Annotated in this window: 11 protein-coding genes; 5 read left to right on the forward strand and 6 right to left on the reverse strand. The window is 60.7% G+C overall.

What is annotated here, in order from left to right; translation table 11 throughout:
• Window positions 1–102 precede the first annotated feature (102 nt).
• Both DESU86_RS04985 and DESU86_RS04990 read left to right on the forward strand, forming a co-directional pair.
• Window positions 103–1,101 carry a 4Fe-4S dicluster domain-containing protein gene (locus tag DESU86_RS04985; RefSeq protein WP_179980035.1) on the forward strand — a complete coding sequence of 333 codons (999 nt, stop codon included), beginning with the start codon at window positions 103–105 and terminating at the stop codon, window positions 1,099–1,101.
• Entirely contained in the window at window positions 1,098–1,589 is a 492-nt protein-coding gene (locus DESU86_RS04990) for a FeS-binding protein (RefSeq protein ID WP_179980036.1), read from the forward strand. Before DESU86_RS04985 ends, DESU86_RS04990 begins: the two co-directional genes overlap by 4 nt.
• A gap of 755 nt (window positions 1,590–2,344) precedes the next feature.
• Here the strand turns inward: DESU86_RS04990 and argJ are convergent.
• From argJ to DESU86_RS05020, 6 genes are all read right to left on the reverse strand, one after another.
• Window positions 2,345–3,532 carry a bifunctional glutamate N-acetyltransferase/amino-acid acetyltransferase ArgJ gene (gene argJ, locus DESU86_RS04995; protein ID WP_179980037.1) on the reverse strand — a complete coding sequence of 396 codons (1,188 nt, stop codon included), beginning with the start codon at window positions 3,530–3,532 and terminating at the stop codon, window positions 2,345–2,347.
• A 361-nt stretch (window positions 3,533–3,893) separates the two neighbouring features.
• Window positions 3,894–5,972 (reverse strand): elongation factor G, encoded by a 2,079-nt coding sequence (gene fusA, locus DESU86_RS05000; protein WP_179980038.1) that lies wholly within the window; start codon window positions 5,970–5,972, stop codon window positions 3,894–3,896.
• Window positions 5,973–6,075: 103 nt separating this feature from the next.
• Window positions 6,076–6,546, reverse strand: a complete 471-nt coding sequence (gene rpsG / locus DESU86_RS05005) for a 30S ribosomal protein S7 (RefSeq protein WP_179980039.1) — start codon at window positions 6,544–6,546, stop codon at window positions 6,076–6,078.
• Between the two features lie 114 nt (window positions 6,547–6,660).
• The gene (gene rpsL, locus DESU86_RS05010; protein ID WP_012625691.1) at window positions 6,661–7,032 is read right to left on the reverse strand and encodes a 30S ribosomal protein S12; all 372 of its coding nucleotides are present in this window, start codon (window positions 7,030–7,032) and stop codon (window positions 6,661–6,663) included.
• A gap of 166 nt (window positions 7,033–7,198) precedes the next feature.
• Complete coding sequence (locus DESU86_RS05015; protein WP_179981722.1) at window positions 7,199–7,543, reverse strand: SMR family transporter; 345 nt, start codon at window positions 7,541–7,543, stop codon at window positions 7,199–7,201.
• Between the two features lie 462 nt (window positions 7,544–8,005).
• A complete protein-coding gene (locus tag DESU86_RS05020; protein ID WP_179980040.1) occupies window positions 8,006–10,672 on the reverse strand; it encodes a valine--tRNA ligase in 2,667 nt (888 codons plus the stop codon).
• 95 nt (window positions 10,673–10,767) lie between these two features.
• Here DESU86_RS05020 and DESU86_RS05025 point away from each other — a divergent pair, with 95 nt between their 5' ends.
• The 3 genes from DESU86_RS05025 (at window position 10,768) to lipA (ending at window position 14,073) form a co-directional block, all read left to right on the forward strand.
• Window positions 10,768–12,189 carry a BPL-N domain-containing protein gene (locus tag DESU86_RS05025; RefSeq protein ID WP_442873478.1) on the forward strand — a complete coding sequence of 474 codons (1,422 nt, stop codon included), beginning with the start codon at window positions 10,768–10,770 and terminating at the stop codon, window positions 12,187–12,189.
• 153 nt (window positions 12,190–12,342) lie between these two features.
• Window positions 12,343–13,035: a lipoyl(octanoyl) transferase LipB gene (gene lipB, locus DESU86_RS05030; RefSeq protein WP_179980042.1), complete on the forward strand. Its 693-nt coding sequence runs from the start codon at window positions 12,343–12,345 to the stop codon at window positions 13,033–13,035.
• A 150-nt stretch (window positions 13,036–13,185) separates the two neighbouring features.
• Window positions 13,186–14,073: a lipoyl synthase gene (lipA, locus tag DESU86_RS05035; RefSeq protein ID WP_442873479.1), complete on the forward strand. Its 888-nt coding sequence runs from the start codon at window positions 13,186–13,188 to the stop codon at window positions 14,071–14,073.
• Window positions 14,074–14,110 lie beyond the last annotated feature (37 nt).

Genomic DNA, 14,110 nt, shown 5'->3' on the forward strand with positions numbered 1-14,110 from the left:
TTTGCGACCAGCGCCTCCGCGCATCACATGTGAATCTTCGTGGCGTATGCCTGTGAACTTGCGCGTCCGCATCCTCAAGGGTAAGAAACTTCAGGTGATTTCATGCCAAGTGATCATTTTCTACAACGCAGAAAGCTTCTCAAGGGGCTGACCTCCGCTGGCGCTGCTGCCACACTGGCGCTGGCCGGGCCCAAACCCGCGCAGGCCATGTCGTTGCGCTTGTCGTCCGACGGTGTGGACTGCTGCACCGTCATTGATGTGGACAAATGCACAGGCTGCGGGGCCTGTGTTGCAGCCTGCCGTGGCCGCAACCTTTCGCGCCTGCCCGTGCCCAAATACCCCATCCCCCAACCGGTGCCCTCCTGGGTGCCCATCAGCGACTGGTCAACGCGCCAGCACATAAACAACCGTCTGACGCCCTACAACTGGATATACATCCAGACCTGCACCCTGCCCGCCGCTGGCGGCGTTCGCCGGGTTTTCATGCCCCGCCGGTGCCTGCATTGCCTGAACCCGCAGTGCGTGAGCCTGTGCCCATCGGGCGCGGCCCGCCAAACCCCCCAGGGCGCTGCCTACATTGATGAAAATATCTGTTTTGGCGACGGTCCCTGCCAGAGGGCCTGCCCCTGGCTGATTCCCCAGCGGCAGTCAGGAGTTGGGCCGTACCTCAAGTTTGCTCCCCGCTATATGGGCTACGGCCTGGTTTTCAAGTGCGACTTCTGCCATGACCTGCTGGCCCAGGGCCAGCCTCCCGCCTGTGTTGCCGCCTGTCCAGCCGGAGCCCAGAGTTTCGGCATCAGGGACAAAATGGTTGCCCATGCGCAGGAAATGGCCGAACAAAAAAAGGGCGAGCTTTTCGGGCTCAGAGAAAATGGCGGCACCAATACCATTTACGTTTCGTCCATCCCCTTCCGTGATATCGAGGCCGCCATGCTGCAACAGGAACAGGTGAGTTTTGGCAGACCCAGCCTGCGCCCGGCCGGAGCCAGCATGGAAAAAGAAAACAGCCTTGTGGACATTGTACTGGCAGCGCCTTTGGCAGGAGCGGCCCTGGCTTCGTTGCGGCTTTTACGCGACAGACTCAAGGGGCGGAAATCATGATGCGGTCACAAAATAAACCCACGCAACTGTTTTCAGGCATATTCTGCTTTTTCTGGACAACAGCCCTTCTGACCGCCGTGTGTTCCGGACTGTCGCATCTGCCCTTTGCCGTTCGCTACGGCCTCGTGCAGACGGACGCGCGCACGACCATATGGCACTACTACGCGGCGGCCGTACTGCTCATGCTCGGCACATATGCCGTCATTATCTGGTGGTGCGGGGGCAGAAAGGAGTTTTCCTTCACACGCTGCGGAGCCATCCGCACGGTTCTGTTGGTCTTGCTGTCCCTCTCGGGCCTGGGCCTCATGCTGCATAACCTGCCCGATGTGGCCCTTTTTGGGCGTGCCTATACGGCCATAAAATTCTGCCACCTTTTCAGCGCCCTGCTGCTCGTGCCCGTCCTTCTGATGCAGGGCGCGCTGTGGCTTGCCGGAAGACCCAGCTCGCTGAAAGCCTGCATCACCAAAACCAGGCGACCTTCCGCATAATCTGCCCTGCGGGCGGTGGAGCAATTTTATTGGGGAAAAATTTGTGGGGGAGGGACCCTTTTGCAAAAGGGTCTCCTCCCCCACGCCCCAAAAATCTTATGGTAGTTTGGTAGAGTACAACGGCTTTTCTGATTGGGACGGGAATTTAGAGCATTTTGACTTTGAAAAAGTGTACATGCTCTAACGCGGCACGAAAGTGCAGCGCGCCACAACGTGGTGTGGATTCAGCCGGAAATCGCATTATTCGGCTGATGCCCTAGAAAAGCCCTGAGTAAAGAGCCTCCGGGAAACGCGCTGGTATTTCGTTTGGCAAGGCGCGATCTTTTTTTGAAGCAGGAGTGGACTCTTCTGTCCCCGACTGTTTCAAAAAAAGTCAAGCAACGCCGCCAAACGGAATAAATCAGCGTTCCCCTAGAGCAATTTCACTGGCGATGCTGCCGCCATCCGTAAAGCTTCTTCGTCGCCTAACGGCTGCCGCTTGAAATTGCTCTGCTGACGCGAAGGCGGCAGCCGCCACGAAGTGGCGTGGATTCTGGCGCAAACCACGCTTTTCGCCAGAATGATGCGTTGAAACAAGGAGTGTTTCAAAAGCAAAATGCCCTAGGAAAGCCCTGAGTAAAGAACTTCCGGGAAACGTGCAGTTATTTCGTTTGGCAAGGCGCGATCTTTTTTTGAAGCAGGAGTGGACTCTTCTGTCCTCGACTGTTTCAAAAAAAGTGAAGCAACGCCGCCAAACGGAATAAATCAGCGTTTCCCTAGGAGCGGTAGTCCGAGTTCAGCGTCACGTACTCATGCCCAAGATCCGAGGCCTTGAAGCTGTATGAGCCATTGCCGTTGCCAAGTTCAATGTCCACCTGCACGTCCTTGCCCTTAAGCAGTTCGGCCAGCGCGTCTTCCTGATCGTCATTCACCGGGCAGCCCTTCTGGAAGCGCTCGATACCGCAGAGCTTCATGCTGACCTTGGCCGGGTCGAACTTTGCGCCACTGTACCCCACCGCCGTCACTATACGCCCCCAGTTGGCGTCGCCGCCGTAAATGGCGGTTTTTACCAGCTGAGAATGTCCCACGCTGCGGGCCACCAGTTCCGCGTCGGCATCATTGGCAGCGCCTGTCACCGTGATATGGATAACCTTATGCGCGCCTTCACCGTCCTTGACCAGCATGTAGGATACCTGGGCCAGAATGGCGGTAAGCGCTTCTTCAAGCAGGCCCATATCCGCCGCGCTGGCGGCGGTTACGCCGGAAGCGCCGTTGGCAAGGCCGAGAATGGTGTCGTTGGTGGAGGTGTCGCCGTCAACGCTCACGCGGTTGAACGTCTTGCCCACCGCGCGGCCGAACATGGTCTGCCAGGGCTTGCGCTCCACCCGCGCGTCAGTGAGGGCGACGCAGAGCATGGTGGCCATATTGGGGCAGATCATGCCAGCGCCCTTGGCCATGACCGCCAGGCGCACCGTGCCTCCCGTAAGCGTCACTTCGCGCGTGGCGAATTTGGGGAAGGCGTCGGTAGTCATAAAGGAGCGGGTAAAACCCTCGGCATCGCGCGTGCCCAGGCTTTTCACGAGAGCAGGCACGGCGTCAAGCCAGAGGTCCATCTTGAGATGCGCGCCCACCACACCGGTGGACAGCGGCAGGATCGCGTCGGCATCAAGGCCCGTCAGCCCGGCCACCATGGCCTGGGTCGCGCGGCAGTTGGCAAGCCCTTCATCGCCGGTGCAGGCATTGGCCTGACCAGCGTTGGCAAGCACAGCGCGCGCCGTGCCCGAACGGGTCAGAATTTCCTGGCAAACCAGTACCGGCGCGGCCTTGAAAAGGTTCTGGGTAAACATGCCTGCCAGTACAGCGGGAGTGTCGGAAACAATGAGACCAAGGTCGTCACGACCGACTTTCTTGAACCCGGCTGCCGCGGCCCCTGCCCTGAACCCCTTGGGCAAATCATTCTGCATGGCGCTCTCCTGAAAGTATGTCGTCCGCAGGTAGCACCGCGCGCAGTGCCGGGCTTGCGGAAGCAAGGTACATGTTGAAAGCAATTTCACGCTGAAATTGCCCTGACGTCTGTTCCAGTATGCGGGCATGCGCAAGCCGCCCGCCTAGGTGAGCATTTTTGCACTGAACATGCCAGTGATCAACGTGTTTGTGACGTCCATCGGCGTTTTGCCGCATACGGTGCTGCCCAAAACCAAGGGGAAGGAATCTCGCCTGTTCGCCAGATGTCCTTCCCCTGTCTTCAGCTGCCATCAGGCGGCAAGGCCGCCCCTGGCATGAAGGGTGCGGGTCGGCGTTTTGCAACGCCGACCCGTCTGATGCCTATGTTCTGCTCTTCTGAATTTCGTCAGAAATGGCCTGGGGCACCTTTTCGTAATGGTCGAACTGCATGGTGAAGGTGGCGCGGCCCTGAGTGCGCGAACGCAGGTCAGTGGCATAGCCGAACATGGAGGACAGCGGCACCTGGGCGCGCACGCTCTGCGCGCCGCCAGCGCGGGCTTCCATGCTCTGCACGCGGCCACGGCGGCCGTTGAGGTCGCCCATGACGTCGCCGAGGTATTCCTCGGGGGTCACCACTTCCACGTCCATGATGGGCTCAAGCAGCACGGGACCGGCCTTGTGCATGGCGTCCTTGATGGCCATGGAGCCAGCCACGTAGAAGGCCTGTTCCGAAGAGTCCACTTCGTGGTAGGAACCGAAGACCAGCTTGACCTTCACGTCCACCACGGGGAAGCCGGCCATGACGCCGGACTTCAGGGCGTCGGCGATGCCCTTGTCCACAGCGGGGATGTATTCCTTGGGAATAACGCCGCCGGTGATGCCGTTGATGAACTCATACCCCTTGCCCGGGTTGGGTTCGACCTCGATGACGACGTGGCCGTACTGGCCGCGACCGCCAGACTGCTTGGCGTGCTTGAGGTCGGTCTTGGCGGGCTTGGAAATGGTTTCGCGGTAGGCGACCTGGGGCTTGCCCACGTTGGCGTTGACGCCGAATTCGCGGGTCAGGCGGTCAACGATGATTTCCAGATGCAGTTCGCCCATGCCGGCGATAAGGGTCTGGTTGGTTTCTTCGTCGCCCTTGACGCGGAACGAGGGGTCTTCCTTGGCCAGCTTATTGAGGGCGGCGGAAAGAGCGTCGCGGTCGGGCTTGGTCTTGGGCTCGATGGCCACTTCAATGACCGGCTCGGGAATGTTCAGCGATTCCAGAATGACCGGGCGCTTTTCGTCGCACAGGGTGTCGCCGGTGGAGGCGTTTTTAAGGCCCACCAGAGCCACGATATCGCCAGCGCCAGCCCATTTCACGTCTTCGCGCTTGTTGGCGTGCATCTTGAGGATGCGGCCGATGCGCTCGCGCTTGGTGGTGTTGGCGTTGTACACGGTCATGCCGGATTCAAGGTAGCCGGAATAAATGCGGAAGAAGGAAAGGTGACCGATGAAGGGGTCAGAGAAAAGCTTGAACACAAGACCGGCAAGGGGTTCCTTGTCGTTGCAGCTGCATTCGATGATTTCGTCTTCCTTGCCGGGCACGTGGCCGGGCATGGGCGGGATGTCCACGGGCGAAGGCAGGTATTCCACAACGGCGTCGAGCAGGGGCTGCACGCCCATGTTGCGGAAAGCCGAACCACACATGACGGGCACGATGCTGCGGGCAATGGTGGCCTTACGGATGCAGGACATGATTTCCTCTTCCGTCAGGGTTTCACCGCTCAGGTACTTTTCGAGCAGGACCTCGTCTTCTTCAGCGACGGCTTCCACCATTTCATGATGCTTTTCTTCGTAAAGTTCCATCATGTCGGCGGGCACGTCCTCAATGAGGAACTCGGCGCCCTTGGTGCTCTTGTCAAAGCGGATGGCCTTGCCGGCCACGAGGTCCACAACGCCTTCAAATTTGTCTTCAGCGCCGATGGGCAGCTGCAGGGGCACGGCCTTGGCGCCCAGGCGGTCGTGAATCATGCCAACGCAGCGGAAGAAGTTGGCGCCGATGCGGTCCATCTTGTTCACAAAGCAGATGCGGGGCACGTGATAACGGTCGGCCTGACGCCACACGGTTTCAGACTGGGGCTCAACACCGGCGACGGCGTCGAACACGCAGACCGCGCCGTCAAGCACGCGCAGGGAGCGTTCAACTTCAATGGTGAAGTCCACGTGGCCTGGGGTGTCGATGATGTTGATGCGGCAGTCTTTCCAGAAGCAAGTGGTGGCAGCGGAGGTAATGGTGATGCCACGCTCCTGTTCCTGCTCCATCCAGTCCATGGTGGCCTGGCCTTCGTGCGTTTCGCCAATCTTATGGTTAACGCCGGTATAAAATAGAATGCGCTCGGTGGTGGTCGTTTTGCCGGCGTCAATATGAGCCATGATGCCAATATTGCGCTGTTTGTTTACAGGAACGGTGCGGGACACAGGGTTTTCCTCCATACTGCGGATGCGGTGTGGTGCAAAACCGACGCCGCTTCCTTACGGATGCGGCGTCGGGATACATTCATGAGAAAATCGGGACGGCCTCTTACCAGCGGTAATGCGAGAAGGCCTTGTTGGCATCAGCCATGCGGTGGGTATCTTCGCGTTTTTTCACCGCGCCACCGCGCCCATTGAAAGCATCCAGCAGTTCAGCGGAAAGCTTGGCGGTCATGCCTTTTTCTCCGCGGGAACGAGCGTAGTTGATAAGCCAGCGAATGGACAGGGAAACCTGGCGTTCGGGGCGCACTTCCATAGGCACCTGGTACGTCGCGCCGCCAACGCGGCGAGCCTTGACTTCCATGTGGGGCTTCACATTATCCAGAGCCTTTTCAAAGGCGCGCATGGGATCTTCGCTGGTCTTTTCGGCCAGGGTTTCCAAAGCGCTGTAGAAAATCTTTTCAGCGGCGCCCTTTTTGCCGTCATACATGAGCCGGTTCACGACCTTGGTGACGAGACGGCTGGAATAAATCGGATCGGGCAGCACTTCCCTTTTGGGAACAGGACCTTTACGGGGCATGGGGTTTCTCCTTCATGCGGGTTTCGGCGTCACCAACCCCGCAACGCGCCGGCGCTCCGCAATAACGGGCAGCCTGGCGCGCCGCATGGCGCACGCCGTACAAATGATAAAACCTTATTTGGGGCGCTTGGCGCCATACTTGGAACGGCTCTTGCGACGATCGGCCACACCGGAGGTATCCAGGGTGCCGCGCACGATGTGGTAACGCACGCCGGGCAAGTCTTTTACACGGCCGCCACGGATGATGACGACAGAGTGTTCCTGAAGGTTGTGGCCTTCACCGGGGATGTAAGCCGTCACTTCAATGCCGTTGGTCAGGCGCACACGGGCGACCTTACGCAGAGCGGAGTTAGGCTTTTTAGGGGTGGTGGTGTAAACGCGGGTGCAAACGCCACGACGCTGCGGGCAGGCCTGCAGGGCGGGGGTCTTCTTGCGTTTCAGCACGGCCTTCCGCTCAATGCGGATAAGCTGGTTAATAGTGGGCATTCTTTCTCTCCATATTGGATATTACTCTGAACTAAAACCTTTAAGAGGACAGGTCATAGCCTGCCCGTCAAAAACTGTCAATAGCGCTCCGGCATTGGAAACGCCGGACTCTTTTTCCGGCATGCCAGAAAAAATATGTGTTTGCGGCCTGTTGCCGCCGCTCGACCTAATGCGGCATGGACCCTGAAAAAAAATGTATGACCAGCACTCCCGCCACAATGAGGCCAAGGCCAAGGCAGGCGGCCATGTCCAGCGTTTGTCCGAACAGGGCGAGGCCCATGACGGAAACAAGCACAATGCCGATTCCGCTCCAGATGCCGTAGGAGATGCCCATGGGCACAACTTTGAGCACCTGGGCCAGCAGGTAGAAAGAAACGCCATAACCGGCCAGCGCGGCCGCCGAGGGCACAATGCGGATCATGCCGTTGGACTGCTTGAGAAAGGCCGTGGCCAGCACCTCAAGCAGAATGGCGCTGCCCAGTTGCACATAGGCTATGCTGGCGGGACTCATACTTTCCTCGTTCACGGCAATATCTGCCATGACCATGGTTACAACATGCTGACGATTCACCGTCTTTTTGCCAGGAACAAATCAGCGTGCGGCCACACTGTGTTGCGGCAAGAGTTTTAGGGGGTGGGGGCGTGGGGGAGGAGACCCTTTTTAGAGCATGTAACCTTTAAAAAAGGTTACATGCTCTAACGCTGCACGAGAGTGCGGCGCGCCACAACGTGGCGTGGATTCTGCCGTAAATCGCATTTTCGGCAGAATGACACCTTTGAAATGTGAAACATTTCAAAGGTAATCTGGTCTAAAGAGGGTCCCTCCCCCACAAAGCCTTTCCAACAGCACACTCCTGACACCGCAGAGAGCCTGCGCGGCGGGCGCGAAAAAGGGATTTTCATCCTGCCAGCCGCAAAACGCGCGGAAGGCAGCGTTGAAAACCCCTTTTTACAGCGCGGTACGCTGTCGCTCTTATTCCTCGTTCAAAGCCTCGGCAAAGCGGGCGCGCAGCGCGACCATCTTGGCCTTGGCGTCCAGCAGTTTTCCGGCGCGTTCACGTTCACGTTCCACCACGTCGACGGGCGCGCGGCTCACAAAGCTTTCATTGCTGAGCTTCATGTTGACGCCCACAACGTCCTTTTCGAGCTTGGCCAGTTCCTTGTCCAGACGGGCCAGTTCGCCATTGAGGTCCACAGCGCCGCGCAGGGGCACGATGACCTGGCAGCCTTCGACCACGGCAGAGGCCGAAGCCTTGGGCGCGGACACGTCTATGCCCACGGTGAGCTCTTCCAGGCGGGCCAGGGTCAGCATGAGATCGCGGTTTTCTTCCAGCAGGGTCTGCTGGTTGGCATCCACGGGATGCAGCATGAGGCTGACGCGGTGCGAGGGGCTGATGCCCAGTTCCGCCTTGATGGTGCGCACGGCCACGATGATGCCCTGAACAAGCTCCATGCTCGCGGCCTCGATGGGACGCACGCAGGCCGGACGCAGCGCCGGGTACAGTTCGCGGGCGAGATCCGTGGGCTTTTCACCGGCGGATACGGGCAAGGCGGCCCAGATTTCGGCGGTGACAAAGGGCATGATGGGATGCAGCAGCAGCAGGGTTTCGCGCAGCGCCAGCCACAGCACATACTGTGCGGCGGCCTTGCGCTGTTCGTCTTCGCTGTACATGTCGGGCTTGATCAGCTCAAGGTACCAGTCGCAGAACTCGTTCCACAAGAACTTGTAGCCAAGCTGGGCCGCATCGTTGAAGCGGTACTCGGTGAGGGCCAGATCCATTTCCTGCTTGACCGTCTCAAGTCTGTGCAGCAGCCACTGATGGTGCAAGCCCTGAATGCCGCCAAGGTCCACGGGGGCCGGGGCTTCTTCGGGCAGGTTCATGAGGGCGAAGCGGGCCGCGTTCCAGAGCTTGTTGACAAAATGGCGGTAGCCTTCGATGCGCTCTTCGGAAAGGCGGATGTCGCGGCCCATGGCGGCAAAGGCCGTGAGGGTGAAGCGCAGGGAGTCGCAGCCGTACTTGTCGATCATTTCCAGAGGATTGATGACATTGCCCGTGGACTTGGACATCTTGCGCCCGGAGGCGTCGCGCACCAGGGCGTGCAGATACACGTCGGCAAAGGGCGGCTTGCCCATGAAATGGATGCCCATCATCATCATGCGGGCCACCCAGAAGAACAGGATGTCAAAGCCCGTCACCAGCACGGATGTGGGATACCAGCGGTGCAGTTCCTTGGTGTCGGAGGGCCAGCCCATGGTGGAGAAAGGCCAGAGCGCGGACGAGAACCAGGTGTCCAGCACGTCCTCGTCCTGCTTGAGATTGGCGCTGCCGCAGTGGGGGCAGACATCCGGCGCTTCTTCGGCCACGATGAGCTGACCGCAGGCCTCGCAGGTCCAGGCGGGAATGCGGTGGCCCCACCATATCTGACGGCTGATGCACCAGTCGCGGATGTTGTCCAGCCAGTGATAGTAGGTCTTGAGCCAGTTTTCGGGCAGGATGCGGGTCATGTCGGGCACGGCGTCGCGCGCGGCCGGGGCCATCTTGGTGGCGGCCACAAACCACTGGGTGGACACGTGCGGTTCCACCACCGTATGGCAGCGGTAGCAGTGCCCCACGGCGTGATCCAGCTCTTCAATGCCCACAAGCTGACCGGCGGCTTCAATGTCGGCCACGATTTTTTCGCGGCAGGCTTCCTTGGTCAGGCCTGCATAAATGCCGGCCTCGGCCTTCATGATGCCGTTTTCGTCAATGGCCTGGATAAAGAGCAGATCGTGCTTTTTGCCGAGCATCCAGTCGTTGTGGTCATGGCTGGGCGTCACCTTGAGCGCGCCTGTGCCGAACTCGCGATCCACATAGGCGTCGGCAATGATGGGAATCTCGCGTCCGAGCACCGGCACAAGGGCCGTCTTGCCTATCATGTCGGCATAGCGCTCGTCTTCGGGATGCACGCAGATGGCCGTGTCGCCGGGGATGGTTTCAGGGCGCGTGGTGGCGATGACGATGGAACCGGAGCCGTCCTTGAGAAGGTAGCGCACCTTCCAGAGCTTGCCCCTGCTCTGCTCGTGTTCCACTTCGTCATCGGCAAGCGCCGTATGACAACGGGAACACCAGTTGATGATATAGTCGCCCTTGTAAATGAGGTCTTCATTGTAGAGCTGCACAAAAACCTTGCGCACGGCGGCGGAAAGGCCTTCGTCCATGGTGAAGCGCAGGCGCGACCAGTCCACCGAAGCGCCGAGGGCGCGGATCTGGTCAAGAATGCGGTGGCCGTAATCTTCGCGCCATTCCCACACGCGCTCGATAAAGGCTTCGCGCCCCAGGTCCTTGCGGCCCTTGCCTTCCTTGGCCAGAGCGCGCTCGACCACGTTCTGCGTGGCAATGCCCGCGTGGTCGGTGCCGGGCACCCAGAGCACGTTTTTGCCCTTCTGGCGGGCATGACGGCAGAGCACGTCGATGAGCGTGACGTTGAGGGCGTGGCCGATGTGCAGCGCGCCGGTGACGTTGGGCGGGGGAATGACTATGGAATAAGGTTCGCCAGGGGCGTCCGGATCAGGCGTGAAGGTCTTGTCTTCTTCCCAGTGTTTGCACCACCGGGCTTCCACGTCATGGGGCTCATAGCCCTTGGGGAGGGTATCCGCCATCTTGCATTCTCCGTAAAAGGCGGCAATAGTGCAGCACTATGCATGCTGCTCAGCCAATCTGTATTTTATGGGATTCGTCCCACATCTGGGGCCTCATGGCCTGGCGCGCTGTGCGCGCCATGGGACTGCCCTGCCGCCTGGTTAAGGGAAAAGAGATAGCCCAAGGCGTCCTTTTAGGCAAGCCGCAGCGTTTTCACGCTTCCGGCGCGGCCCAACAGTTTGCCGCCACAGACAAAAATGCGGCAGACCGCGCCGCTTTGCTGCTGGTTCCCGGCGGCAACGCCCGCCTCAAGGCGGCCGGACTGGGCGATGCGGGAAGGGCCGCCGTGCGCCAATGGATGGAAGCTGGCGGCAACTATCTGGGCTTCTGCGGCGGGGCCGGGCTGGCCCTGAGCCATGCCGCGCCCAAGGAGGGGCTTGGCATCTGCCCCTGGTCGCGCGCGGGCTACCCCGAAAGGCTGCACCATCTCATTTCGGGCCATGCGCGGGTGCGCATGCGTGAGGGCGACGAATTTTCCTTTTGCCCGCAACCGCCTGACGCGGCTGATCTTACGGGCAGCGCGGCGGACGATATGGCCAATGGCACGGGCGGCGCGGCGGCCACAGCCGGAAAGTCCGGTCAGTGCCCAAGCCCGCGCCAGAGTCAGCCACAGCAGAACATCCCCGGCGGCCCCAGCCTGCCCGTATGGTGGCCGGGGCGCTTTGCCGCAGAAGACAACACGCCCGTGCGGGTTCTGGCGGCCTACGACGCGCCCGACGCCGATTTCTGGCTGGCCGATCTGCCCTTGCAGAGCGTGCCGCCCTACATATTCGAACAATGGCAGGCGCTGTACGGCGTCAACCTGTCGGCGGACTTTCTCAAGGGGCAGCCCCTTGTGGTCAGCGGCGACTACGGCCAGGGGCATTATGTACTGAGCTATTCCCATCTGGAAACCCCGCACAGCCTGGACGCCAACGCATGGCTGGCCCAACTGCTGCAACAGCTTACCGGGCTTACGCCCTCCCGCGCCGACGTGCCCCTGTGGCAACTGCGCCACCCCTGCCACGCCTGGCCGGAAGACAGCGGCCCGCTGCTGGCGGCCTTGCGCCACATGCGCGGCCTGCTGGACCTGGCCGTTGAGCACCACCTCTTCTTTGCCCGCACCCACTGGCTGTGGGGCTGGCGCGCAGGTCTGCCCGGCGCGGCCTGCAACAATCTGCACGCGGCCCTGTGCACGGCTGCAAGCCTTGCGCCCTCGCCCGCCGCGCTGGCCTACTGGCGGGAGGTGGAGCCGCGCTTCAGCAAATTGGCCGATCTGTTCGCCGCCGGGGCCGAGGGCTACTTTCTGGCCTGCCGGCTGGCCGAAACCCTCCATCCCACACTGCCGGACGCCGTGGACAGACGCGGTCTGGACAACCAGCGGCAGGCGCTTTTCGGCCATCCCATGAGCGGCGGCGGATTGATGGAAGAACTGCTGGACATCACGGAAGAACTGATTTTTCTGTCGCAGGACGCGACCCCGTGCGACCTCAGGTAGAGCGGCGGCAGCTTCTGCGCGGGCCGTGCCTCTGCCCTGTCCGCGCATACCTGTCGTGGGCGATACAACGCGAACAGGGGCAATGGTGTACGCTCCCGACGTAGAAATCCCCAGGCCCAGAACTTCTCAGACCCACAACTCCACGGCGTGAACATGCTGGCATTTGACCTTGACCGCATCGGCTATCTTGATGCATTCGCCCTGCAAGAGCGGGTACTGGCATGGGTACAGGCAGGCGGAGACGACGTCCTGCTGGTGCTGGAGCACCCACCCACCGTGAGCATCGGCAAGAATTCCGGCGCGGAAAACGTGCCCCCCCATCTGGAATCCCTGTGCAAGGGCCATGTGGATGTGGTGCAGAGCACCAGGGGCGGCAACGTGACCTGCCATTTTCCCGGTCAGCTGGTGGCCTATCCCGTCATTGATCTGAAAAAGCGCTCCGGCGGCATCCGTGCTTACGTGCACGACCTTGAAGAGGCCGCCATCCGCATGCTGGCGCATTTTGGCGTCACCGCCGCCCGGCGCGAGGGCTTCCCCGGCGTGTGGACGGACGGCAGAAAAATCGCCTCCCTGGGCATTGCCGTAAAAAAATATGTGACCATGCACGGCCTGGCCCTGAACGTGGCCGAAGACCTCTCCCTTTTCAACTTTGTCACGCCCTGCGGGCTGGACGGCGTTTCCGCCACTTCCATAGCCAGAGAATCCGCGCAGGCCGCGCCTCCTATGGACGCGGTCAAACTGGCCTTTATCAGGGAGTTTCACGCCGTTTTTCACCCCGCCGCCAGCGGGGATGCTCCCGCCATGCAAGGGCGCGACAGCCTTATGACCCTGCTTCACAGCGTATAGAGCAATTTCACTTTGAAATTGCCCTGCTGACGCGAAGGCGGCAGCCGCCACGAAGTGGCGTGGATTCTAGCGAAAAACGTGGTTTTCGCCAGAATGATGCGTTGAAACAAGGAATGTTTCAAAAGCAAAATGCTCTAAAGGACGGAAAACGTGAACAGCAAATCCCCCGCCTCCCCCTCCTGCTGCGACGCCACGCACAAGCCCCTGCGCATGCCCCCCTGGCTGCGCCGCCCCCTGGCCTCGGACAAGCGCTTTTTCACCACTACCGGCCTCGTGGACGACCTGGGCCTTTTCACCGTGTGCAAGGCGGCCAACTGCCCCAACAGGCAGGAGTGTTACTCCGCGGGCACGGCCACCTTTCTGATCCTGGGCGAAACGTGCACGCGCAACTGCCGCTTCTGCAACATCCACCCGGGCCAGACCACAGCGCCCAGCCCTGACGAACCGGAGCGCGTGGCCAAGGCGGCCCAGACCCTCGGCCTCAGGCACATCGTCATAACCTCGGTCACGCGGGACGATCTGGAAGACGGCGGCGCGGATCATTTCGCCCGCACCATCGCCGCTGTCAGAAGCGCGCTGCCCACAAGCAGCATCGAGGTGCTCATTCCCGACTTTCAGGGGGATGAAGCCGCCCTGCGCACAGTCATGGCCGCCGCGCCCGACATCATCAACCACAATGTGGAAACGCATCCGGCCCTCTACAGCCGCGTGCGGCCCCAGGCCCGCTACCAGCAGAGCCTTGAACTGCTGCGCCGCGTACACGCTGCGGGCGGCGTGGCCAAGAGCGGCCTTATGGTGGGCCTTGGCGAAACCGACGATCAGGTGCGCCAGGTGGTGGACGATCTGCACGCCGCTGGCTGTTCCATCATCACCATCGGCCAGTACCTGCCGCCCAGCAAGGAACACCACCCCCTCGACCGCTACGTGACCCCGGAACAGTTTGACGCCTACGCCGCGTACGGAAAATCCCTGGGCATTAAACATGTGTTTTCCGCCCCCCTGGTGCGCAGCAGCTATCAGGCAGGCAGCTTTATTTAGGTTGTGTGGGGGGGAGAATGCGTTGCGGGGAGAATGC

The organism is Desulfovibrio sp. 86 (assembly GCF_902702915.1).
Taxonomy (GTDB): Bacteria; Desulfobacterota; Desulfovibrionia; order Desulfovibrionales; family Desulfovibrionaceae; genus Desulfovibrio.